Annotated in this window: 24 protein-coding genes; 2 read left to right on the forward strand and 22 right to left on the reverse strand. The window is 38.7% G+C overall.

Features of this window, described 5'->3' with window-relative positions:
• Positions 1–2: 2 nt before the first annotated feature.
• The 9 genes from fliF to dprA form a co-directional block, all read right to left on the reverse strand.
• Positions 3–1,514 carry a flagellar basal-body MS-ring/collar protein FliF gene (gene fliF, locus EV203_RS03240; protein ID WP_132039151.1) on the reverse strand — a complete coding sequence of 504 codons (1,512 nt, stop codon included), beginning with the start codon at positions 1,512–1,514 and terminating at the stop codon, positions 3–5.
• A gap of 27 nt (positions 1,515–1,541) precedes the next feature.
• On the reverse strand, positions 1,542–1,838 hold the full coding sequence (gene fliE, locus EV203_RS03245) for a flagellar hook-basal body complex protein FliE (protein WP_011025714.1): 297 nt from the start codon (positions 1,836–1,838) through the stop codon (positions 1,542–1,544).
• Between the two features lie 14 nt (positions 1,839–1,852).
• Positions 1,853–2,293: a flagellar basal body rod protein FlgC gene (gene flgC / locus EV203_RS03250; protein ID WP_132039152.1), complete on the reverse strand. Its 441-nt coding sequence runs from the start codon at positions 2,291–2,293 to the stop codon at positions 1,853–1,855.
• A gap of 6 nt (positions 2,294–2,299) precedes the next feature.
• Positions 2,300–2,695 (reverse strand): flagellar basal body rod protein FlgB, encoded by a 396-nt coding sequence (gene flgB, locus EV203_RS03255; protein WP_132039153.1) that lies wholly within the window; start codon positions 2,693–2,695, stop codon positions 2,300–2,302.
• Positions 2,696–2,899: 204 nt separating this feature from the next.
• Positions 2,900–3,652: a GTP-sensing pleiotropic transcriptional regulator CodY gene (gene codY / locus EV203_RS03260; RefSeq protein ID WP_132039154.1), complete on the reverse strand. Its 753-nt coding sequence runs from the start codon at positions 3,650–3,652 to the stop codon at positions 2,900–2,902.
• A gap of 30 nt (positions 3,653–3,682) precedes the next feature.
• Complete coding sequence (gene hslU / locus EV203_RS03265) at positions 3,683–5,059, reverse strand: ATP-dependent protease ATPase subunit HslU (RefSeq protein ID WP_132039155.1); 1,377 nt, start codon at positions 5,057–5,059, stop codon at positions 3,683–3,685.
• A gap of 12 nt (positions 5,060–5,071) precedes the next feature.
• Positions 5,072–5,602, reverse strand: a complete 531-nt coding sequence (hslV, locus tag EV203_RS03270; protein WP_132039156.1) for an ATP-dependent protease subunit HslV — start codon at positions 5,600–5,602, stop codon at positions 5,072–5,074.
• Between the two features lie 77 nt (positions 5,603–5,679).
• Entirely contained in the window at positions 5,680–7,764 is a 2,085-nt protein-coding gene (gene topA, locus EV203_RS03275) for a type I DNA topoisomerase (protein WP_011025719.1), read from the reverse strand.
• A 50-nt stretch (positions 7,765–7,814) separates the two neighbouring features.
• Positions 7,815–8,903: a DNA-processing protein DprA gene (gene dprA, locus EV203_RS03280; protein ID WP_009611056.1), complete on the reverse strand. Its 1,089-nt coding sequence runs from the start codon at positions 8,901–8,903 to the stop codon at positions 7,815–7,817.
• Between the two features lie 102 nt (positions 8,904–9,005).
• Between dprA and EV203_RS03285 the strand changes: the two genes are divergently transcribed.
• Together EV203_RS03285 and EV203_RS03290 are read left to right on the forward strand one after the other, a co-directional pair.
• Positions 9,006–9,731 (forward strand): ribonuclease HII, encoded by a 726-nt coding sequence (locus EV203_RS03285; RefSeq protein ID WP_011025720.1) that lies wholly within the window; start codon positions 9,006–9,008, stop codon positions 9,729–9,731.
• Positions 9,732–9,736: 5 nt separating this feature from the next.
• Positions 9,737–10,096: a YraN family protein gene (locus EV203_RS03290; protein WP_031314020.1), complete on the forward strand. Its 360-nt coding sequence runs from the start codon at positions 9,737–9,739 to the stop codon at positions 10,094–10,096.
• Here the strand turns inward: EV203_RS03290 and trpS are convergent.
• The 13 genes from trpS to smc all read right to left on the reverse strand — a co-directional run bounded on the left by trpS (position 10,093) and on the right by smc (position 22,815).
• On the reverse strand, positions 10,093–11,076 hold the full coding sequence (gene trpS, locus EV203_RS03295; protein ID WP_011025722.1) for a tryptophan--tRNA ligase: 984 nt from the start codon (positions 11,074–11,076) through the stop codon (positions 10,093–10,095). The genes EV203_RS03290 and trpS overlap by 4 nt on opposite strands.
• A 26-nt stretch (positions 11,077–11,102) precedes the next feature.
• On the reverse strand, positions 11,103–11,987 hold the full coding sequence (locus EV203_RS03300) for a YitT family protein (protein ID WP_009611052.1): 885 nt from the start codon (positions 11,985–11,987) through the stop codon (positions 11,103–11,105).
• Positions 11,984–13,516 (reverse strand): YifB family Mg chelatase-like AAA ATPase, encoded by a 1,533-nt coding sequence (locus EV203_RS03305; RefSeq protein ID WP_009611053.1) that lies wholly within the window; start codon positions 13,514–13,516, stop codon positions 11,984–11,986. Before EV203_RS03305 ends, EV203_RS03300 begins: the two co-directional genes overlap by 4 nt.
• Positions 13,517–13,531: 15 nt before the next feature.
• A complete protein-coding gene (gene ylqF / locus EV203_RS03310) occupies positions 13,532–14,365 on the reverse strand; it encodes a ribosome biogenesis GTPase YlqF (protein ID WP_011025723.1) in 834 nt (277 codons plus the stop codon).
• Positions 14,366–14,411: 46 nt separating this feature from the next.
• A complete protein-coding gene (gene rplS / locus EV203_RS03315) occupies positions 14,412–14,759 on the reverse strand; it encodes a 50S ribosomal protein L19 (protein WP_011025724.1) in 348 nt (115 codons plus the stop codon).
• A 22-nt stretch (positions 14,760–14,781) separates the two neighbouring features.
• A complete protein-coding gene (trmD, locus tag EV203_RS03320) occupies positions 14,782–15,507 on the reverse strand; it encodes a tRNA (guanosine(37)-N1)-methyltransferase TrmD (RefSeq protein WP_009611055.1) in 726 nt (241 codons plus the stop codon).
• Positions 15,508–16,014 (reverse strand): ribosome maturation factor RimM, encoded by a 507-nt coding sequence (gene rimM / locus EV203_RS03325; protein WP_022587651.1) that lies wholly within the window; start codon positions 16,012–16,014, stop codon positions 15,508–15,510.
• 8 nt (positions 16,015–16,022) lie between these two features.
• Positions 16,023–16,250: a KH domain-containing protein gene (locus EV203_RS03330; protein WP_011025727.1), complete on the reverse strand. Its 228-nt coding sequence runs from the start codon at positions 16,248–16,250 to the stop codon at positions 16,023–16,025.
• A 25-nt stretch (positions 16,251–16,275) separates the two neighbouring features.
• Positions 16,276–16,524: a 30S ribosomal protein S16 gene (gene rpsP, locus EV203_RS03335; protein ID WP_011025728.1), complete on the reverse strand. Its 249-nt coding sequence runs from the start codon at positions 16,522–16,524 to the stop codon at positions 16,276–16,278.
• A gap of 34 nt (positions 16,525–16,558) precedes the next feature.
• Positions 16,559–17,899, reverse strand: a complete 1,341-nt coding sequence (gene ffh, locus EV203_RS03340; protein WP_031314007.1) for a signal recognition particle protein — start codon at positions 17,897–17,899, stop codon at positions 16,559–16,561.
• Between the two features lie 13 nt (positions 17,900–17,912).
• The gene (locus EV203_RS03345) at positions 17,913–18,266 is read right to left on the reverse strand and encodes a putative DNA-binding protein (protein WP_011025730.1); all 354 of its coding nucleotides are present in this window, start codon (positions 18,264–18,266) and stop codon (positions 17,913–17,915) included.
• 99 nt (positions 18,267–18,365) lie between these two features.
• Positions 18,366–19,253, reverse strand: a complete 888-nt coding sequence (gene ftsY / locus EV203_RS03350) for a signal recognition particle-docking protein FtsY (RefSeq protein ID WP_132039157.1) — start codon at positions 19,251–19,253, stop codon at positions 18,366–18,368.
• Positions 19,246–22,815 (reverse strand): chromosome segregation protein SMC, encoded by a 3,570-nt coding sequence (gene smc, locus EV203_RS03355; RefSeq protein WP_132039158.1) that lies wholly within the window; start codon positions 22,813–22,815, stop codon positions 19,246–19,248. Before smc ends, ftsY begins: the two co-directional genes overlap by 8 nt.
• Positions 22,816–22,821: the final 6 nt, after the last annotated feature.

Consider the following 22,821-nt stretch of genomic DNA (forward strand, 5'->3'; position numbering starts at 1 on the left):
ACCTACTCTTCATTAAGCCATGTTCTTATAAGTTGAACTACAATATCGGGCTTTTCTCTTATCAGCTTCTCTATTTGCTTCTTCTTTTCATCTTTTTCTGTGATAACTATCTCTTCAACAGGTTCTGCTGTCGCAAGCACTTCTTCCTCAGCAGGAGGAATGACTCCCTTTGTTTTCCTTCTTCTAATCATCAGAAAAGCGACTAAGCCTCCTCCTACAGCCAAGGCAGCTATAATTCCCCACAAGTAAAGGGGCATTCCTTGAGCAACTTTCTTCTGCGCCTGCATAGCTTTAAGCAAATCCTGGTTAAAAGGTATCCCTTGTACTGAGACTTTTACATTATTCCCTCCAGCAGCATTTGCAACTAAATCTGCAATTTGCTGCTGCATAGAGGCATTTAAAGGCTTGTTTACAACCACTGCCACAGAGATGCTCTCAATTTTGCCTTGTGCCTCTACAAGAGTTGTCTTTATCTGGTTTATCTCATAATTTATAGTAGTTTCCGTTTTGTCATAACTGGAGGTATTGTTATTTTGTTGATTATAAACTGGAGGATTATTCGTTGGTTGTCCTGGGGGGCTTCCACTTTGTGTCCCTGTTGCCTTTTCTTTTAATTCCTGCACACTTCTAACAATTCCTTTGTTGTCATTTCCCTGAACAGGAGTGTATTCAATTCTGTCCTCTGTCTTTTTATCGAAATTTAACCTCACATTTGCCCTCACTACCACATTGCCTGGTCCAAACACCTGCTCTAAAAGGGTCTGAAGGCTATTTTGCAAGTCCTCCTGCACTTTTTTTTGAAGGGCAAACTGATTGCTGGCATTCTCTGCAATAGAATCGCTCTCTGGGGTCAAAATTTTTCCTGTACTATCAATTACAGTAACGTTTTCTGGTTTTAACCCTTCTACACTTTTTGAAACGAAATCTATTATTCCCTTAACTTGCGAAGGGGTCAAAGTAGCTCCAGGCTTTAAAGTAAGCATGACAGCCGCTGTCGCTTGATTGGTAGTATTGGAAAGCACAAAGGCGTTCTGGTCAGGAACTACAATATTTACAATCGCATCTTGCACACCTTCTATGGTTCTCAGCGAATTTTGTATCTCATTTTGTACAAAGTACAGGTACTTCTGTCTCCTTTCCTGGTCTGTTGTGGAAAGCGAGTTGTTCATCGCATCTTGAAAGCTAAATCCTCCCTGAGGTATGCCCTCTGTTGCCAATTTCATCCTTATTTCATCTTTATACTGAGCAGGTACTAAAATTGTCGTGCCATTGTCCGATAATTTATATGGAACTTTAAATTCACTTTTTAATTTTTCTACTACTATTCCGGCATCTTTTAAGCTCAAATTAGAATACAATACCACGTAATTAGGCCTATTGGCTATGTATACAAGCAAACTGATGCCTATAAACACTAAAATTGCTATAACCGTAAGCTGTATCTTTTGTTTCTTGTCAAACTTATTCCAAAAGTTTAAAAGCTGTTCTCTAAAATTAGCGATAGATTGTGGCATTGATTCACCTCATTTCATCGCAAGACATTAAAGCGGCATCCGCATTATCTCTTGATAGGCCTCCAGCACCTTGTTCTTAATCTGAATTGTAAGCTGAAGTGCAATATCTGCTTTGACAGCATCTATCATGACTTTATTTATATCATCAATTTCTCCGGTCACTAACTTCTTGTCATCCTCTATCGCTTGAAGCTGTAGGTCATTTACCTTATTCAATGCCTCTTTTAAAAAATCACTAAAACTGTTTATCTTGCTGGTTGAGGGTGCAATATTATTGGTCTCTGTGAGAGTAACAGGCTGTATACCGGTAATCTGATTTATCATTTTCCTCTACCCCTTCATTTTCCTATTTCTAAAGACTTTTGAAACATAGATTTGGCAGCATTAAAAGCGGTTACATTGGCTTCATAGGCTCGAGTTGCAGAAATCATATCTACCATCTCAGCCACAATATTTACATTAGGGTAAGAAACATAACCCAGCTGGTCTGCATCTGGATGACCCGGGTCATAGACTCGCCTTAAAGGAGTTTGTTCATCTTCTATTATCTGTACCACTTCTACTCCCTTACCCGTGTACTTTCCTTTTACTTTTTCGAAAATGTTCTGAAAGCTGTCTGGTTGAATTTCCTTAAAAACCACCAATTTTCTCCTGTAAGGACCGCCTTGAACTGTCCTTGTAGTGTTGGCATTGGCAATATTTTGCGATACCACATCCATTCTGACTCTCTCTGCAGTCAACCCGGTTGCGCTTATATCCATCGAACTAAACAAATTCATTCAACATTACCTCCCGTCTTTTACGGCTGTCATGATGGAATTGAGTTCTCCGCTGACTCTTTGAACAAGAGCGTAATAGTAGAGCTGATTTTTAGCAAGCTGTGACATTTCATAATCTATATCCACATTGTTGCCGTCCAACCTCATTGAAGTGGTGTTGACTTGATAAATCTCTGGCTTTATTGAATCAATTGGGGGAGGACCTATAGGAATGTGACGAGGATGTGTTATATAACCTTTAAGCTTATTTCCATTTAATGCTTCCTGCAAAATTTCTTCAAATTTGACTTCAGACCTTTTAAAATTGGGGGTATCTACATTGGCTATATTATTTGCAATTACATTGCTTCTCACTATAGCTGCATATAAACCCTTTGCCAGAAGGTCTATATTCTCCCACATTTTCTCCCCTCCTTCGACCACAATATACTTAATTCGACAAAAATCTCAAAAATCCTGCTAAATTACTCCAAAGTTGTAACGTTACCTTTGTTGTAAAATAATATCAAATTTTATCGAATATTATTGTACCATGTCTTAACATTTTCCTCCATAAGAAAAAAGTCCTATTTTCCAAAATAAAAAACCCCTGCTAAGTAGCAGGGGTCAATCTCTTTTCATTTTTTCAAGCTCTTCCAGGAGCTTTTCATTGAGAACCCTTATATGAGTCCCCTTCATACCCAAGGAACGGGACTCAATTATTCCAGCGCTTTCAAACTTTCTCAAAGCATTTACAATTACAGACCTTGTAATGCCTACTTTGTCAGCTATCTTGCTGGCAACAAGAAGTCCCTCTTTCCCTTTCAATTCCTCAAATATGTTCTTTATAGCTTGAAGCTCTGAATAGGAGAGAGTAGCTAAAGCCATCTGCACTACAGCCCTTTTCCGTGCCTCTTCTTCAATTTCTTCATTCTTTGCTCTTAAAATCTCAAGGCCTACCACTGTAGCTCCGTACTCTGCAATTATCAAATCGTCGTCAGTAAATTCCTTTGTGGCTCTTATAAGAAGCAAAGTACCTAGTCTATCTCCTCCTCCATTTATAGGGACAACTGTCACTATCAAGTCAGATAGGACCTTCTCTTCTTTAAAGAGCTTTCCTTTGTCATTTGCTAGCGTTTCTGTAACTCTTAAAAGTCTGTCGTTGTACTCCTCAGGAATTGCCTTGTCTTTCGCAAAAATTTCATCTCCGTAGTCCTTTAAAGCGCTATACCCTAGAACTTTCCCTTTTCTACTTAAGATATAGACATTAGCTTCAATTACTTCTTTTAAAATAGAAGCCATTTCCATAAAGTCTACCGGTTGTATGCCAGTCTTTTGTAAGATTCGATTTAATTTTCTCGTTTTTTCTAAAAGTGTCATTTTTCAATCCTCCTGTGTTTTTTATTTTTTTTACAAAATGTATTTATTGACTTCGTACTTGTTTAAGCTGTCTTTTAATTGTTCTTTGACATAATCTGCTGTTATTACTATCTCTTGACCGCTCAACTCGGGAGCGTGGAAAGAAAGGTCTTCAAATAACTTCTCCATTACAGTGTGGAGCCTTCTCGCTCCAATATCCTCAGACTGTTGATTTATCAGGTAAGCTACTTCTGCAATTGTCTCGATCGCTTCTTCTGTATACTTAATTTCCACACCTTCTGTTCTCAAAAGCTCCTGATACTGCTTTGTAAGAGCATTCTTTGGTTCTTTTAATATCCTGACAAAATCTTCTTTAGTGAGAGGCTTTAAGTTTACTCTTATAGGGAATCTTCCTTGAAGTTCGGGTATTAAGTCAGATACCTTTGCTACGTTAAAAGCTCCAGCAGCTATGAACAGTATGTGGTCTGTTTTCACAGGCCCGTATTTTGTCATGACAGTGCAGCCTTCGATTATCGGTAGAAGGTCTCTTTGAACTCCTTCTCTTGATACATCGGGGCCTGCTGAATACCCTGTACTGGCAATTTTATCAATTTCATCTATAAATATTATTCCATCATTTTCTGCTCTTTTTACTGCTTCTTCTATCACTTCATCCATATCGATGAGGTTTTGCGCTTCCTCTGTTTCTAATATTTTTTTCGCTTCAGCTACTGTCACCTTCCTCAATTTTTTCCTTTTGGGCAAGAGGTCAGAAAACATGTCTTGCAGTGTTATGTTAAGCTCCTCTGCCCCTAAATTTGTGTACATTTCTAGCATTGGGGGAGTTGTGTCAGTTACTTCAATTTCCACCATGTGGTTGTCAAGTTCGCCACTTCTCAGCCTCTGTCTTATTTCTTCCCTTTTGTAGCTGTCTACATTATCCGGTTCTTCAGTCCTCTCACTAGAAGGATAGTTAAAAATCATTTCAAAAGGATTTTTAGGCTGCTTTTTCTTTTTCCCCAAGAGGTAATCTATAAGTCTTTCTTCAGCTAGTTTTTTAGCCTTTTCTGTCACAGCTTTTAATTTTTCTTCTTTTACCATTCTTACAGCAGCTTCTACCAGGTCTCTTACCATTGAATCCACATCTCTTCCTACATATCCTACTTCAGTGAATTTGGTAGCTTCTACTTTTACAAAAGGGGCTTCTACCAGTTTAGCCATTCTCCTCGCAATTTCCGTCTTACCCACTCCAGTAGGCCCTACCATCAAGATGTTTTTGGGGGTGACTTCCTCTTTAAAATCTTCCGGCAAAAGGCTTCTTCTGTATCTATTCCTCAAAGCAACTGCCACAGACTTTTTTGCTTCCTTTTGTCCGACTATGTACTTGTCAAGTTCTGCTACAATTTCTTTAGGCGTGTAATTTTTCACATTCCTCACCCCCTAGAGTGTCTCTACTGTAATATTGTTATTTGTATACACGCATATCTTTGAAGCTATTTCCAAAGCTTTTCTCGCAATTTCTTCTGTATCTAAATCTGTGTTATACCTTAAAGCTAAAGCAGCAGCCATAGCGTAATTCCCTCCGGATCCTATTCCAATGACATCTTCATCCGGTTCTATAACTTCCCCTGTTCCAGATATCAGCAAAGTATCTTTTTTATCTGCAGCAATCAAAAGCGCCTCCAGTTTTCTTAAAATCTTATCTTTTCTCCACTCCTGTGCCAACTCCACTGCTGCCCTTTTTAAATTGCCGCCGTATTGTTCTAATTTCTCTTCAAATTTTTGAGACAAGGTCATGGCATCTGCTACAGACCCTGCAAAACCTACTATGACTTCTCCGTTGTAAAGCCTCCTAATTTTTTTAGCTCCGTGTTTTAATATAGTGCTGTCTCCAAAAGTGACCTGTCCGTCTCCCGCCACAGACACCCTATCTCCTCTTCTGACCGCAACTATAGTAGTGCCTTTAAACATAATTACACCCCTTTAAACATTTATAACACATTTTGTGAAAAGCTTCAAGATTAATTCAAAATTTTTGATAAATTCATTTAATTAGTCTCTTTCTGATATCCGCACTCTGGATTAGAACACTTTATGACAATGCCGTTTTTCGTATTTTTTTCTACCATTAGGCTGCCACAAACCGGACACTTTTCATTGACCGGCTTATCCCAAAGCACAAAATCGCACTGAGGCGCATTTTCACATGAATAATAAACCCTTCCTTTTTTGCTCCTTCTCTTTACAATTTCCCCTCCACATTTAGGGCATTTTACACCCACTTTTTCAAGAAGGGGTTTTGTGTTTTTGCACTCTGGAAACCCTGAACAGGCCAAGAATTTGCCGTATCTACCCTTTCTGACTACCATCGGCCTTCCGCAAACTTCACACTTTATATCAGTTACTTCCACTTCCTCTTCTAGTTCCACTTTCTCCATCTGTTCTTCGGCAACCTTCAAAGTCTTATAAAAATCTCTGTAGAAGTCTCCTACCACCTCATACCATTCTACTTTTCCTTCTTCTATCTTGTCCAGCTGTTCCTCCATCTCAGCAGTAAATCCCACATCTACAATTTCTGAGAAGAATTCTTTTAAGGCATCTGTGACGATAAACCCCAGCTCTGTAGGTTTTAAAACTTTTTTGTCCTTCACTACATATCCTCTCTCTAAAAGAGTAGCGATAGTTGGAGCATAAGTGCTAGGTCTTCCTATTCCTTTTTCTTCTAGTTCTTTAATGAGAGAGGCTTCAGTGTATCTGGGAGGCGGCTGTGTAAAGTGCTGTGTCGGCTTCAGCTCTTCCAATCTGACTTTTGTGCCTTCTTTTAATACAGGTAGTGTCTTTTCTTCCTCTTCTTCCTGAAAGTCACTGCCTTCCACATAGACAGTCATAAACCCCAAGAATTTAACGCTTGACCCTGAAGCTTTGAAGATATAGCCGTTATTTTTAATGTCCATAGCCACTGTGTCATAAATTGCTGGCATCATTTGACTTGCAATAAATCTATCCCATATCAATTTGTACAGTTTGTACTGGTCAGGTGTCAAAGAGTCCTTTATAATCTCTGGTTCTCTGAACACAGAAGTAGGCCTTATAGCCTCATGGGCATCCTGCACATTGGCCTTTTTTGAAGAATACTCTGCATCAGGATTTGCATACTCTTTTCCAAACTTCTCTGTGATATACCTGTATGCCTCTTCCTTTGCCTCTTTCGCTACCCTTGTAGAATCTGTCCTTATATAAGTGACAAGTCCTACACTGCCTTCCCCTTTTATTTCAATTCCTTCGTAAAGCTGCTGAGCAATTAACATGGTTTTCTTTGCAGTAAAGCCCAGTTTGCGCGATGCCTCTTGTTGTAAGGTGCTAGTGATGAAAGGAGGCGGCGGATTTCTCTTTTTTGTCCCTGTCTTTACTTTATATACGACATATTCTTCAGATAGAGAATTTATTATCTTATCTACTTCTTCTCTATTTTTTAGCTCAATCTTTTCTTCTTCTCTTCCGTAGAACTTCGCCTCAAATTTGCTAGAAGTTTTTTCGTCAAAAAGAACTGCAGTTATATTCCAGTATTCTTCAGGCACAAAGGCCTCTATCTCCCTTTCTCTGTCACAGACCAGTCTTGCAGCAACTGACTGAACTCTTCCAGCACTTAACCCCCTTTTTATCTTTTTCCATAGAATAGGGCTAATTTTATATCCTACCAGCCTATCTAAGATTCTCCTCGCTTGTTGAGCATTTACTAAATTGAGGTCTATTTTCCTCGGATTTTTTATAGCAGCTTGGACTGCGTTTTTTGTAATTTCATGAAATTCTATGCGACAGGGTTTGTCAATATCCAAATCTAAAAGCTGGGCAATGTGCCATGAAATTGCCTCTCCTTCTCTATCAGGGTCTGTAGCGAGGAAAATTTTCTCAGCATCTTTTGCCTCTTTTTTTAATTTTTCAATTATCTCGCCTTTGCCCCTTATTGTTATGTACTTGGGAGCAAAGTTATTTTCAATGTCAACGCCCAGCTGGCTTTTAGGCAAATCCCTGACATGCCCTTGAGATGCAGCAACTTTAAAATTTTTTCCAAGAAATTTTGAAATAGTTTTAGCCTTCGCAGGAGATTCCACAATAACTAGAGACTTTGCCATGAGTACACCTCCAAAACAACTAATAATTATATCAAAGTTTTTTGTAATTATCAAAAAATTTTTTTAGTATATTTGTTGCCAGGGAGCCTGTCAATCAAACCTTTGAGCATGAGAGAGGTCAAAATGCTGTTCAATTTCGACATTTTCATGTTCAAAGTATAAGAAATTTCTTCCACATCCCTAGGAGCCTCTTTAATAAACTCGTACACCACCTTCTCATCCTCCGTCAAAGATAGTTCCTCATTTTCAGTTAATGCCATTCTGAGGTCTTCTCTGAAGCTAAACTCTTCTAAAATATCCTCCACCTGTGTTACAATTTTTGCTCCTTGTTTTATGAGGTCATTCGTTCCAGCACTATATGCACTTGTGACATTTCCGGGCACCGCGAAAACTTCCCTGCCCTGTTCTAAAGCAAATTGTGCAGTTATCAAGGCACCGCTTTTGGCCCCAGCCTCTACCACTACTACTCCCTGAGAAAGGCCGCTTATTATCCTGTTCCTCAGCGGAAAATTCTGAGAGAGGGGCGGATAGTCAAGAGGATATTCAGACACCAAAAGTCCTTCCTCTCCAATTTGCTCCATCAACTTTTTATTCTCTGTAGGATATACCACATTTATTCCACATCCTAAAACGGCTATAGTGCTCCCCCTTCCTTTTAAAGCACCTAAATGGGAATATGTATCTATACCCCTTGCCAGTCCGCTCACAACCGTTATACCTCTTTCTGAAAGGTCGTAAGAGAGTTTTTGAGCCATTTGCTTTCCATAGTACGTAGCTTTTCTTGATCCTACCATGGCAATTGAAAATTTGTCTTTTAAATTTAACCTGCCTTTCAAATAAAGGACAACAGGAGGGTTGTGAATTTCCCTAAGAATAGAAGGATACTCCTCCTCTTCTAATGTATATACACTTACTTTTAATTTTTGCAACCTTTCTACATATTCAAACGGGTTTAATTTTTGTGCCTCCACTATTTTCTCCGTTAGATTTTTCTTTCCTGTTGCCTTAAATATATCAATTTCTTTTGCCCTGTAGATTTCCTCGGCCTTTTTAAAAAACTCCATCAATTGAAAATAGGACTTGTATCCTATCCCCACTACACTACTAAGCCATATCTTAAAAACTTTTTCTCTGTTCACTTGTATCACCTTTTGTAAATTCTTTCTTCAATTTACCTTTATTATAATACAAAAACTGTGATAAAATAAAGGAGAACAAAATATTAAAAAGGTGAGGAAGCCGTGAAAAAGCTTAATTTGCGCCAGTTAAAAGAACACCTTTATCATGGTTCTCTTCAAGATTTGGACTTTTCAAATCTCACTTCTTCAGCAAAAGCATGGCTTGAAAGGGAAATAAAGAGAATAGAAGAAATGAAATTTTATGAAAAGAAGCTTTACGAAGAAGGGCTAAATTTTATAGCAGGAGTTGATGAAGCAGGAAGAGGACCACTAGTGGGTCCTGTAGTAGCTGCTTGCGTAATACTCCCCAAAGAGATATTTATACCGGAGATAAACGACTCAAAAAAACTTCCTGAGGAAAAAAGAGAAAAATTGGCAGAAGTGATAAAAAAAGAAGCGATTTCCTATGGAATAGGTATAGTAGACTGCAGAGAAATTGATGAGATAAACATACTAAATGCAACATTGAAAGCGATGAAGAAGGCTATCTTTGAAGTAAAAGAAAAAATAGAATACCTTCTGGTGGACGCCATCTCAATCCCCGACATGCCTATAAAGCAGCTTCCCATAGTAAAAGGCGATTCAAAAAGCATATCAATTGCCGCTGCTTCAATTCTTGCAAAAGTAGAAAGGGACAGGATTATGAGGGAATACCACAAACTTTACCCTCAATACAACTTTGCAAAAAACAAAGGATATGGCACAAAGGAACACATCGAAGCTTTAAAAAAGTACGGACCATGTCCTATTCACAGGCGGACTTATGTAGAAAAAATTCTGAAAGGATGAAAAAAGTGAACAAAAAAACAGTAGGCAGCGTAGGTGAAAAAATAGCTGCCCAGTATCTCTCTAAAAAGGGGTATAAAATTTTAGAAAAAAACTTCAAGTGCAAAATTGGAGAAATAGACTTAATAGCCCTTTACAAAAACCAAATAGTCTTTGTAGAAGTAAAAACGCGAACTTCTGTGAATTTTGGACTCCCCAGCGAAGCCGTAGACTTTCACAAGCAGCAGAAAATTGTAAAAATAGCTCAAGTTTACATAGCTAGCTCAAACTTCAAACAATACCAACCGCGATTTGACATAATTGAAGTGTACCTCAATCCCGAAAAATTGACTTTAGAAAAAGTAAATCACATTTTAAATGCCTTTTAATCTCTTAGTATAAGCCCCATCTTTTCCTTTACTTCTTTCAAGGTCTCAACTGCTACAGCTTCTGCCCTTTCAGCCCCTTCTTTTAATACCCTTAAAACTTCTTCTTCGCTTATATCCCTGTAATTTTTCTGTATAACCGAAAGCTTATCAATGACAACCTCCGCTAGCTCCTTCTTCAAAGTACCGTAACCCTGCCCTTTAAACTTATTCACAACTTCATCTACTTCCATGCCAGTGAAAAGGCTGTATATTGTGAGGAGGTTGCTAATCCCCGGTTTTTTCTCCCAATCAAGCCTTATTTCACTTTCGGAATCTGTCACAGCTTTCATTATTTTCCTGTAAATTGTGTCTGGGTCATCCAAAAGATTTACCCTGTTATTGGGGTCAGCGTCGCTCTTGCTCATCTTTTTAGTCGGGTTTGTCAAACTCATAATTCTAGCGCCAAACTTTAAGATCATGGGCTCTGGAATGACAAAGGTTTCCCCAAACCTGTTGTTAAACCTCTGTGCCACATCTCTTGTAAGCTCCAGATGCTGCTTTTGGTCTTCTCCCACAGGCACATAATGGGTCTTATACAAAAGTATGTCGGCCGCCATCAAGTCAGGGTATGTAAAAAGTCCTACAGAAACCGACTCTTTGCCCTTACTCTTTTCTTTAAACTGAGTCATTCTGCTAAGCTCTCCAAAATAAGTGATGCATTGAAGCAGCCATGCCAGTTCTGCATGAGCTGAAACGTGGGATTGTACAAAAAGAGTGACTTTTTTGGGGTCAAGCCCTATTGCCATATATAAAGCTGCCAGTTCAATGGTATTTTTCTTAAGTTCCACCGGGTCCTGAGGGACTGTAAGAGCGTGTAAATCCACGACACAAAAGAAACAATCGTAGTCATCCTGCAGGGCAACGAACTGTCTCATTGCACCTAAGTAATTTCCTATGTGAATATCCCCTGACGGCTGTACTCCAGAAAATACTCTTTTCAATCTCAAACGCCTCCTTTGCGAAGAATTTAAAAAAGTTCTCTGACGAAACCCTTTCCGTGAACCTCTGACACATCAAGTATGGAAAGAAAAGCATTGGGGTCTATCTGATGCACGATGAGCTTCAGCTGAGGAAGCTGAGTCAAAGATACAATTGAGTAAAGGACTTTTTTGCTAACTCCAGTATAGGCACCTTCTCCGTGAAGCAGCGTAACTCCTCTGTGGAGAGTGTCCATTATCTCTTTACTCACTTCCTCTACTTTGTCAGTTACAATTAAGACCATCTTCTGCCTATTAAATCCTTTTATAGTTTTATCTACCATATAAGAGGTGATGTACATAGAAACAAGCGTATAAAGAGCACTTGTAAGTCCGAAAAATATAGCTCCTAAAGCTACAATTATGAAATTGACTGTAAAGGATATGCGGCCAATCTCAAAATTATCATATTTTTTCTTGACAATAACTGAAATTATATCCAGTCCTCCTGTAGAACCGTGGTTGCTAAATACTATTCCCATTCCAAGCCCATTCAATACGCCGCCATAAAGGCTTAGAAGCAAAGGATCGTTTATGAGCAAAACATTTCTCACGGAATAAGTGAGGACTAGAAAGAAAGACAGAGCAGCAGTGCCTATAATAGTAAAAATTGTAAAGCGCAAATTAACTTTTTTGTAGCTTAATATTAAAAGAGGAATATTAAGTAAAAATATAGTGTACCCCGCTGGAAATTTTGTGAAATACTGTATTATGAGAGCTATACCTGAAACTCCACCGCTTAGAAGCCTAGCGTGTACGAGGAACATGTTGATCCCTATAGAGGATATAAAAGTCCCGACCAATATGAAAAAAATATTCTTAATGCCCTCTTTATTGAATATGTCCTTTACATTCACAGCATCACACCTTCTCATTTATACCAGTATTTACTGTCAGCAATTCTGTACTGCAGTGCCTCTGCCACGTGTTCTAACTTAATATTTTCTTCCCCTTCCAAATCTGCGATTGTGCGAGCCACTTTTAAAACTTTGTTATACCCTCTGGCACTTAAAGAAAGTTTGTCAAAGGCCTCTTCTAAAAATTTTTTTGTTCTAGTGTCAAGTCTGCAGTATTTTTTAAGCAAATTTCCTTTTAACTGGGAATTTGAAAATATGCCTATATTCTTGTACCTCTCAAGCTGAATTTTCCTCGCTTTTTCAACCCTTTCCCTAATAGTGGCAGAAGTTTCTGTCTCTTCACCCTCTTCAAAATAGTGCCCTTTTTTAAGAGGTCTTACCTCCACGTGCAAATCTATTCTGTCCAGCAAAGGGCCAGAAATCTTGTTCTGATATCGCCTTATCTCATTTACACTGCAGTGACATTCATGAGTATCATCACCGTAATAACCACAAGGACAAGGATTCATCGCGAGGATCAATATGAACTTGCTGGGATATGTAAAGCTTCCGTTGACCCTAGTGATAGTTACAAACTCGTCCTCTAAAGGTTGCCTTAAAACTTCAATGGCATCTTTTTTAAACTCAGGAATCTCGTCCAAAAACAAAACTCCGTGGTGAGCTAAAGATACTTCTCCAGGCTTTGGATATTTACCACCACCTACCAAGGCAACTGTAGAAACAGTGTGATGAGGAGACCTAAAAGGCCTTGCTGTCATAAGAGGCGTCCCTTTGGGCAAAAGCCCTGCGATGCTGTATATCTTTGTTACTTCTAATGCTTCTTCAAAGGACAAAGGAGGAAGAATGGTGGGAAAACGCCTTGCCAACATTGTCTTGCCAGAACCTGGCGGTCCTATCATGAGCACGTTATGGGAACCCGCCGCAGCTATTTCTAAAACTCTTTTTGCGTTTTCTTGTCCTTTAACTTCTGAAAAGTCTACCCCATAGTCCGGGCTTTTAAAGAAATTTTCTATATCTAAAGAAAAAGGATTAAAGGTCTTTTCCTCATTTAAAAACTCTACTACTTCCTTTAAACTCTTCATTGCATACACATTTATTCCTTTAACTACAGAGGCCTCTTGGGCATTTTCATAAGGCACTACTACAGATAAGATTCCACTTTCTTTTGCCCCCATCACCATTGGAAGAACGCCATTTACTCCCCTTAAGCTACCGTCTAAAGAAAGCTCTCCAATAAAAGCAATGTTCTCTAGGTCATTTTTCACTACCTCAGTTCCTTTCAGAATCCCTACTGCTAGAGGCAAATCAAAAGCGGTGCCCTCTTTTTTAATGTCGGCAGGGGCGAGATTTACCGTTATCTTCTTTAAAGGAAAGTCAAATCCGCTGTTTTTTATAGCTGCCCTTACCCTATCTCTTGCCTCCTTTACCTCTGTATCCCCTAATCCCACTATGTCAAAAGAAGGTATCCCTGTCCCTAAATCTATTTCTACATCTACTACATATGCGTCTATTCCTAAAATGGCCATGGTTTTTACTTTAGAGAGCATGACAATATTTCCCCCTTAAGGTTCTTCAAGCGAAATTCTCCCCAAGTTCCCCTTTCTAAAATCTTCTAGCAATACAGTTGAAGCTTTTACAAAGTCTACTTCTCCTCCTGATACTAAGCAACCCCTTTTTTTACCTATATCTTCTATGATTTTTATTTCTTCTTCCCATATTTTATCAAGTTTATAGCGATTTATCAAATAGTCAGGATAGCGATTTTTTAAAATAGAAACAAGAAAAAGAGCTACTTCTTCCATCTCTAGTATCTCATCCTTTATGGCCCCTGTTATTGCAAGCATGAATCCGGTAGTTTTATCTTCAAATTTTGGCCACAGCACCCCTGGAGTATCTAAAAGGTCAAGGTAGGGCGTCCTTATCCAGTGAAGGCTTTTAGTAACTCCAGGTTTATCGCCAGTTTTTGCTTTTTTTCTCCCTATCAGCGTATTAATAAAAGTAGATTTGCCTACATTTGGTATTCCCAAAATCATACCCCTTAAGCGGGGAGTAAGGCCTTTTTTGACCTTTGCCTCTAGAATATCTTTGCAAACTTCTTTAGTCTTTTCTTCTAATTCCTTAAAACCCTTTCCCGTTATAGCATTTACTTTTACAGCTTCTATGCCTTTTTCTTTAAAGTGCTTTATCCAAAGGTCTGTTATCCTTTCATCCGCCAAATCTTCTTTGTTAAGAAGCATTATCTTCTTTTTTCTCTTGGTTATTTCATCAAAATCAGGGTTTCTGCTGCTTCTAGGAATTCTAGCATCGACAATCTCATATACCACATCCACCAATTTTAAGTTGGAGATAATCTCCTTTTTGGCTTTTGCCATGTGACCTGGATACCACTGTATCATCTCTTAATTCCTCCGCTATAGTCAAAAAAGGGGTAAAACCCCCTTTTTACTCCATCAATTCTTTTATCTTTGTTGCAGCTTTTCCTACTCTCTTCCTCAGGTAATAAAGCTTTGCTCTCCTAACTTTTCCTCTCCTTATCACTTCTATTTTTTCAAGCCTTGGAGAGTGAAGAGGAAAAGTTCTCTCTACGCCTACGCCATAGGAAACTCTTCTCACAGTGAAAGTTTCCCTGAGACCACTTCCGCTTCTCTTTATGACTATCCCTTCAAAAGGCTGAATTCTCTCCCTATCTCCTTCTATGACCTTGTAGTACACTCTTACAGTGTCACCTACATTAAAAGGCGTAATGTCTTTCTTAAGCTGCTCGCTTTCCACAGCCTTTATCAAGTCCATGCTACATTCCCTCCTTCCTTTTCTATATCTCATATCCTTTTTCTCTAAGAAATTTTTTATCTTCCTCAGTCAAATTGGCTTTTTTCAATAAATCAGGTCTTTTTAAAAGGGTTATCTCCAAAGACTTCTGCCTTCTCCATCTGGCAATTTCAGCGTGATTGCCACTTAAAAGCACCTCAGGCACTCTCATTCCTCTGAATACTTCTGGTCTCGTGTACTGAGGGTATTCGAGAAGATAGTCAGAAAAGGATTCCTCTAAAGCGCTCTGAGGATGAGACAAAACCCCATCAATTAGCCTTGTCACTGCATCTATGACCACCATTGCGGCCAATTCTCCACCTGTCAGTATAAAATCTCCTATTGAGATTTCACCGTCTATCACTGCATATACTCTTTCATCAATTCCCTCGTAATGGCCGCATAAAAGAGCAATTCTTTCCATCTTTGAAAGTTCTCTTGCCATTTCCTGAGTAAAAATTTTGCCCTTTGGACTTAAGTAGTAGACAGGAATGTTCCCCTGACTTTTCACAAATTCGATGGCATCAAAAAGGGGCTGGGGCATCATGACCATCCCCGGTCCCCCGCCATAAGGATAGTCATCTACTCTTTTATGTTTATCTTTTGAAAAATCCCTTATGTTGATTAAATTCACTTTTAGCTTACCTTTTTCAACAGCCCTTTTCAAAATGCTGTGAGAAAGAACGCATTCAAACATCTCAGGAAACAGCGTTAAAACATCAAAAATCATTTATAGCCCCTCCAAGAGGCGCACAATCATCACTTTGCCTTCTACATCAACTTTCTTTATCACTTCTTTTATTGCAGGCAACAGCACTTCTCTTTCTTTTGCTTTTACGACGTACACATCATTTGCCCCTGTCTGCAAAACCTCCTCCAATGTGCCTATTAATTCTCCTTCCTCTGTGTAAACCTTCATCCCTATCAGGTCAGTTATAAAATATTCGTCTTCCTCGAGCTTAAGTGCATTTTCTGCATCAACCTTAAGAAATAAGCCTTTTAGTTTTTCTGCGTCATTTCTGCTATCAATTCCTTTGAGTTTTAAAAGCACCATTCCTTTTGATGTAATTTTTACATTTTCAATCTCATATTTGCAAGGTATGTCTTTTTCATCAAAGACCCATACATAGGGGATGTCGTAAAATCTCTCAGGCACATTGGTAAGGGGATATACTTTTATTTCCCCTCTTATTCCGTGGGGAGAAGTAACTTTCCCCACATTGTAGTAGTCAGCCATACTATCACCTAGATTATCTCAACAATCACACGCTTTTTCTCCTTTAGGGCAGCAGCTTTAACCAAAGTCCTTATAGCCTGTGCAATTCTTCCCTGTTTTCCAATGACTTTGCCCATGTCTTCTGGAGCAACTTTAAGTTCTATTATTATAGACTGATGCCCATGAATTTCGTTGACTTCTACTGCATCCGGGTTGTCGACTAATGCTTTAGCTATAGTTTTAACCAGTTCTCCCATTTTTACACCTCCTCATTGACGAGGATTAATTATTGATTATACCTTCTTTTCTAAATAGAGACTTAACTGTATCCGAAGGCTGGGCACCAACACTTAACCATTTCTTTGCCTTCTCTACGTCTATTTTTATCTCTGCAGGTTCGGCTATAGGGTTGTAGTAGCCTATCTCGTCGATAAATCTTCCATCTCTCGGAGACCTTGAGTCTGCAACTACTATTCTGTAAAAAGGTCTCTTTTTAGCTCCGAACCTTTTAAGTCTTATTCTAACTGCCACTTTCTCACCTCCTTTAAAAGTCGCCCGCCTTCCCCTACTGCAAGAAAGGCAACCTCAGTTTGCCTCTTTTGAGGTCTTTATCTATATCAGCAAATCTCTTCATCATCTTTTTGGTTTCTTCAAACTGCTTCAAGAGGTTGTTCACCTCCTGGATTGTAGTGCCGCTGCCCCTTGCTATTCTTCTCTTTCTACTTCCATTTATAATGGAAGGGTTTTGTCTCTCTTCTTTTGTCATAGAAAGTATTATAGCTTCAATTCGCTTTAAATCCTTCTCAGAAACTTCTACATTTTTCAAAACACTCTTGTTTACACCGGGAATCATGGCAAGCAGCTGATCAAGTGGCCCCATATTTTTAAGACTTCTCAACTGCTCTAAAAAGTCCTCAAGAGTAAACTGCTTTGACAGTATTTTTTGCCCCATCTCAAGGGCCTTTTTCTCATCTATTGCAGCTTGAGCTTTTTCTATAAGGGTTAAGACATCACCCATCCCTAAAATGCGGGAAGCCATTCTATCAGGGTAAAAAGGCTCTATATCTCCAAGCTTTTCTCCAATCCCCACGTATTTTATAGGTTTTTGAGTCACAGCTTTAATGGAAAGAGCAGCTCCACCTCTTGTATCCCCATCAAGCTTTGTCAGTATAACACCAGTTATATCAAGCCTTTCATTAAAGGAAGAAGCCACATTTACTGCATCTTGTCCTGTCATGGCATCAGCCACAAGCAGTATCTCATCGGGATGGACTGCTTCCTTAATCCTCACAAGCTCCTCCATCAATTCATCATCAATGTGAAGTCTTCCTGCTGTATCAATTATAACCACATCCACATTATGGGACTTGGCATAGTCGATGGAGGCTTTTGCTATGTCAGCAGTGTCCACCTTATCTCCCATGGTAAAAACGGGTACATTTATGTTTGCTCCCAAAACCTGCAGCTGTTTGATAGCCGCTGGCCTTACGGTATCGCAGGCCACCAGCAACGGATTCTTGCCCTGTTTTTTTAAAAGGTTAGCCAGTTTGCCGCAGGCAGTAGTTTTTCCGGAGCCTTGTAAACCCACCATCATTATAACAGCAGGCACTTTACTGCCCAGATTCAATCGGCTCTCTACAGAGCCCATAAGCTTTATGAGCTCTTCATGCACAATCTTTATCACCTGCTGGGCAGGAGTAAGGCTCTCCATTACTTCCTGCCCCAGAGCCTTTTCAGTGACAGAATTTATGAAGTCCTTGACTACCTTGAAATTTACATCAGCTTCCAAAAGGGCAACTTTTACTTCCCTCATCGCCTCTTTTATGTCTTTTTCCGTCAGTTTCCCCTTACCCCTTAGCTTTTTAAAAACTCCCTGCAGCCTTTCAGAAAGGCTTTCAAAAGCCATCAAAAAATACCTCCTAAGGATTTAACTCTTCCAACTCTCGAGCCATATCCTCAATAATTTTTAGAATCTCTTCGTCCTTTTCCCTTTCCTTTATTAATTTTATGCACTCTTTAATCTTTTCAATTTTTTTCATCATTTCCTGGTGCTTTTTTACTAATCCCAACTTTTCTTCATAAAATTCCAGGGAATCCTCTGCCCTTTTTAAGGCGTCATACACTCCCTGACGGGATATATCGAGAATTTCAGATATCTCTCCGAGAGAGTAGTCATTCAGATAATACATTTCGAAAATTTCTCTCTGCTTATCAGTGAGCAAGGCCCCGTAAAAGTCATATAAAAGGGTCATAAACAAAAAATCATCTTCCACAAGGAATCCCACCCGTTAAGGTTTTGACCTTTACATTAAGATTTTATATGAAGCCCTCATTTTTGTCAACTCTGTTTTTTCATTTTTTTGCAGTTTTATTCACTGAAAAATAGCAGAAACAAAGGATTTTGCGTCAAAAGCTTGCAAATCCTCCATTCCTTCCCCAATTCCTATATATCTTATAGGCAAGTTAAGTTCTTCTTTTATAGCTATGACAATACCACCTTTGGCAGTTCCATCTAGTTTAGTAAGTATTATTCCTGTTATGTCAGCGACTTCCTTAAATATCTTAGCCTGCTGTAGAGCATTCTGACCAGTAGTAGCATCTAAAACTAGAAAAGTTTCCACTCTAGCCTCGCTGTACTCCCTGTCTATAACTTTTCGTATTTTTCTAAGTTCTTCCATTAAATTTTTCTTGTTGTGAAGCCTTCCAGCAGTGTCGCAAATAACTACGTCTATACCTCTAGCTTTTGCTGACTGAAGACCGTCAAACACCACTGATGCCGGATCAGAACCTTCCTGATGCTTTATTATAGGGCAATTTACTCTTTTCGCCCACACCTCTAGCTGGTCAATGGCAGCGGCTCTGAAGGTATCAGCTGCCACCATCATTACGCTCTTACCCTGCTTTTTATACAAATGAGCTAATTTTCCAATAGTAGTAGTTTTTCCTACCCCATTTACCCCTACTATCAAAATCACCATTGGCGAAGTCAAAACAAAAGGCTCTACATCTTTCTGTAAAATCTCATATATCTCTTGTGCCAAAAGTTTCCTTACTTTGCTTGCTTCAAAGATCTTTTCCTCCTTTGTCTTCTGCTTAAGCGATTGAATAATCTTGTAAGTTGTATCAACCCCTACATCAGCTAGTATAAGTGCTTCTTCCAGTTCTTCAAACAATTCCTCATCTACTTTTTTGCCAAAGCTTAATACCTCATTTAACTTCGCAGTTAAATTTTCTTTAAATTTTTGCAGAAAATTAAGCATGTGTGAGCAACCCTCCTGACCTATCTTCAGTATTTAGCTTGATAGATAAAAGCTTTGAAACTCCCTTTTCCTGCATGGTGACGCCGTATATAGCATCTGCTGCCATCATAGTTCCCCTTCTGTGAGTAACTACTATAAACTGCGTATCCTTAGAAAGTTCTTTCAAAGCCTTGGCAAATCTGTCCACATTAGCGTCGTCCAAAGCAGCATCTATCTCATCCAAAACGCAAAAAGGCGTAGGTTTCATTGTAAGCATGGCAAACAAAAGAGAAATAGCGACAAGAGCCTTTTCTCCGCCAGAGAGGAGAGAAAGGTTTTGCAATTTCTTCCCAGGAGGCTGTGCCTTTATTTCTATCCCTGTTGTAAGCAGATTCTTTTCGTCTGTCAATACAAGCTCGGCATTGCCCCCACCAAACAATTTTTTAAAAGTCTCCTTAAACTGCGCCCTCAACACCTCAAAACCATCCTGAAATCTTATCTTTATTATTTTACTGGCTTCCTCAATTACTGAAAGCAGAGATTCTCTTGCTCTTATGATATCCTCCATCTGATTTTTTAAAAAGTCGTACCTTTCCTTCACCTGCCTAAACTCCTCTATGGAGTCTAGATTAACATTTCCCAAGTTCTTTATCTCTTCATTTAATCTTTCCACTTCGATCCTTAGGTTTGTAATTTCTTCTTCTTTCTCTTCTTTTATAATTTCTTCCAATGCAAGGTTGTACTCTTCCCACAGCCTTTGCTTTATATTGTCAATCTCCATCTGAAATTTCTGCATGTTCATCTCCACATGATGAACTTTTTCTTTCAAGCTGGTGTATTCCTCCTGAAGTGCCAAAAACTTTTCTCTGTCTTTCTGCGCACCTTTTTCTTCTTCAAAGAGTTTCTCTTCTAGAGAAGAGAGGTATTCTCTAGACTTTTCAACCTCCACAGTCAAACTTTTAAGTGCCTTTTCTGATTCTTCCATTTCAATTTGCAGCTTCTCAATTGACCTTTTCATGCTTTCAATTTGAACTTCCTTTTCTTTTATGGCTTTCAGCACTTCTTTGAATTCTCTTTCTTTTTCTTTTAAGTTATTTACCTCATTCTGAAGCTTTTCCCCTACTTTAGCAATCTCTATTTTTAACTCTGTGAGCTGTTTTTCAAAAATAGATAATTCATCTCTATTTTTGCTATTTTGCCCGCTGAAACCTTTGACTAATTCCTCAAGTTTGTCTTTTTCTACTTCCAAAGCTTTTAACTTGAGAGACTCCTCTTCAATTTCTTTTCTGTAGATAGAGATGATTTCATCGAGCTCTTTTATTTCAACAGAAATGTCCTGCATCTTTTCTTCTAAATTTTGTATTTCTTTTTCAACAAAATCCTTGCCCTGCTTTGTAGCTTCCAATTCCCTTTCATTGATATAAATCTGCTCTTCTAACTTTTTCAACTCTGATTTTACAGATTCCTTCTCACTTGCAACCACTTCTACTTCTGCTTTTATATCTCTTTCACTATCCAATAGTTCTTCTATATCTTTTCTCAGCCTCTTTATTTCGTTTCTCCTTGAAAGAATGCTTGTATTAGTTGACTTTAAACTTCCTCCTGTGATAGCCCCACCTATGTTGATGAGCTCTCCGTCTAATGTGACAATTCTAAAGGCCTGATCGTACTTCCTAGCGAGATGTATCGCAGTCTCAATTGTATCTACTACCAGGGTTCTTCCAAGCAAAAAATTAAAAACTCTCTCAAGGGAAGGGGCATACTTTACAAGGGAAGATGCTATCCCCATGACCCCTTCTTCAGTCAAAGCAGCTTCTCCTTCAAGCTTTTTCCCTTTCACCAAGTCAAGAGGCAAAAAAGTTAGTCTTCCTAAATTATGCTTCTTTAAAATTTCTATCAATTCAGCAGCTTTTTGAGAATTTTCTACAACTACGTTTTGGATGTTAGAGCCCAAAGCCACCTCTATAGCTTGCCTGTAGCTTTCCTCCACTTCAATAAGCTCTCCGACAACTCCTACTATTCCTCTTTTATCCGCCACCTTAAACAGTTTTTTCACGGTATCGCTATACCCTTCATAATTTCTTTCCATATCTTCCAGAATAAAAAGACGGGACTTCTTCTTCTCAAGTTCCTCCCCGAGCTCTTTCAGAAGCCTCTCTTTTAACTTAAAAGCTTCTTCTAGCCTTTTAAGTTTTTCCTCCAAATCCTCTTTTGCCTTTTCTAGTTTAAAAAGGCCTTTTTGTAGCTCAGTTAACTTACCTTCGCTTTCTTTCTTGTCCAAAAGCAGTGCTTTTAACTTTTGTTCGAGAGCTTTTTTAGTTGAAATAAGGTTTTCTCTTTTGCTTTCTGACTCCTCTTTTAGAGATTTACTCAAAGAAATCTTGCTAGTTGCTTCTGCCATCTGGTTTAGTATCTCAATTATGTCTGCTTTAGCCTTTTCAATCTCCTCTTCCCTTTCTCTGTAAAGCCTGTGCAAGTTTTTTTGCTTTTCTTCCATCTCTTTCAATTTACTCTGAAGTCCATTTTTTTCTTCCTGCAGTCTGAAGATCCTGTCCCCCGACTTTTTCAGCTCTTCTTTTAGAAGGAGTTTCTTTTTTTCCAGTTTTTCTAACTCTTCGCTATAGTATTTGATATTTTCTTCTAAATTTTTAACTCTCTCTACTAGAAGTTCCTTCTGCCCTGAGACAATTTCTATTTCCCTTAGAAGGTTGTGATACCTATCCTTTTCTTCTTCTATTCTTCTCTTTAATTTTCCCACTTCTCCTTCAAGAAATAGAAATTTTTTCTCTTCTTCCTGTTTCTCTCTTGTCTTTTCTTCTAATTTTTTCACCAGAACATCATACTGCATTCTAAATTCATCATATCTTTTTATAGCTCTTTTTGCTAGCTGCGCGTAAAGACTTATGTCAGCCTCTTTTTTCTGTTCCTTTAAGAAAAGGTATTTCTCTGCCTTTTCCTTCTGTGCTTTCAAAGTCTCAAGCTGTTTTTCTAATTCCACAACTATGTCATTTAACCTGATGAGATTTTCTTCCGCTGAAACTAGTTTTCTCTCGGCCTCTTCTTTTTTATAGCGATATTTCGATATCCCAATCGCCTCTTCTAGAATTAACCTTCTTTCTTCCGGCTTTGCGGACAAGATTTCATCTATCTTCCCTTGACCAATGACAGAATATCCCTCTTTACCTATTCCCGTGTCCAAAAAAAGTTCATGGACGTCCTTTAGCCTGCAGGGAGTTTTGTTTATAAAGAATTCGCTTTCCCCTGACCGGAAAATTTTTCTAGTTATGACGACTTCATTGTAATCAAAGGGGAGTAAACCGTCAGAATTGTCAAGCGTAAGGTTTATCTCACAAAATCCTAGAGGCTTTCTAGTTTCACTGCCAGCAAAAATTACATCCTCGAGTTTTGAACCTCTCAAACTCTTTATGCTCTGTTCTCCTAACACCAATCTTATAGCGTCAGAGATGTTGCTTTTGCCACTTCCGTTAGGACCCACTATTGCGGTAATACCTTTTTCAAAATTTAAACTGACTTTGTCTGCGAAAGATTTAAATCCATATAGTTCCAGCTTCTTAAGGTACATACGATC

The organism is Caldanaerobacter subterraneus (assembly GCF_004345675.1).
Taxonomy (GTDB): Bacteria; Bacillota; Thermoanaerobacteria; order Thermoanaerobacterales; family Thermoanaerobacteraceae; genus Thermoanaerobacter; species Thermoanaerobacter subterraneus.

Bases quoted from the DNA above. Each gene is read 5' to 3' on its own strand.
- codY (WP_132039154.1), bottom strand. From the start codon at position 3,652: ATGACACTTTTAGAAAAAACGAGAAAATTAAATCGAATCTTACAAAAG.
- fliE (WP_011025714.1), bottom strand. From the start codon at position 1,838: ATGATAAATCAGATTACCGGTATACAGCCTGTTACTCTCACAGAGACC.
- ffh (WP_031314007.1), bottom strand. From the start codon at position 17,899: ATGGCTTTTGAAAGCCTTTCTGAAAGGCTGCAGGGAGTTTTTAAAAAG.
- topA (WP_011025719.1), bottom strand. From the start codon at position 7,764: ATGGCAAAGTCTCTAGTTATTGTGGAATCTCCTGCGAAGGCTAAAACT.
- rplS (WP_011025724.1), bottom strand. From the start codon at position 14,759: ATGGACTTGATAAAGGCTGTGGAAAGCGAGCAGCTTAAGAAAGACATT.
- flgB (WP_132039153.1), bottom strand. From the start codon at position 2,695: ATGTGGGAGAATATAGACCTTCTGGCAAAGGGTTTATATGCAGCTATA.
- hslV (WP_132039156.1), bottom strand. From the start codon at position 5,602: ATGTTTAAAGGCACTACTATAGTTGCGGTCAGAAGAGGAGATAGGGTG.
- ftsY (WP_132039157.1), bottom strand. From the start codon at position 19,253: ATGCTTAATTTTCTGCAAAAATTTAAAGAAAATTTAACTGCGAAGTTA.
- smc (WP_132039158.1), bottom strand. From the start codon at position 22,815: ATGTACCTTAAGAAGCTGGAACTATATGGATTTAAATCTTTCGCAGAC.
- EV203_RS03300 (WP_009611052.1), bottom strand. From the start codon at position 11,987: ATGAGAAGGTGTGATGCTGTGAATGTAAAGGACATATTCAATAAAGAG.
- fliF (WP_132039151.1), bottom strand. From the start codon at position 1,514: ATGCCACAATCTATCGCTAATTTTAGAGAACAGCTTTTAAACTTTTGG.
- flgC (WP_132039152.1), bottom strand. From the start codon at position 2,293: ATGAATTTGTTTAGTTCGATGGATATAAGCGCAACCGGGTTGACTGCA.
- ylqF (WP_011025723.1), bottom strand. From the start codon at position 14,365: ATGATACAGTGGTATCCAGGTCACATGGCAAAAGCCAAAAAGGAGATT.
- trmD (WP_009611055.1), bottom strand. From the start codon at position 15,507: ATGATTTTTGATGTTTTAACGCTGTTTCCTGAGATGTTTGAATGCGTT.
- rimM (WP_022587651.1), bottom strand. From the start codon at position 16,014: ATGGCTGACTACTACAATGTGGGGAAAGTTACTTCTCCCCACGGAATA.
- EV203_RS03330 (WP_011025727.1), bottom strand. From the start codon at position 16,250: ATGGGAGAACTGGTTAAAACTATAGCTAAAGCATTAGTCGACAACCCG.
- EV203_RS03305 (WP_009611053.1), bottom strand. From the start codon at position 13,516: ATGCTCTCTAAAGTAAAAACCATGGCCATTTTAGGAATAGACGCATAT.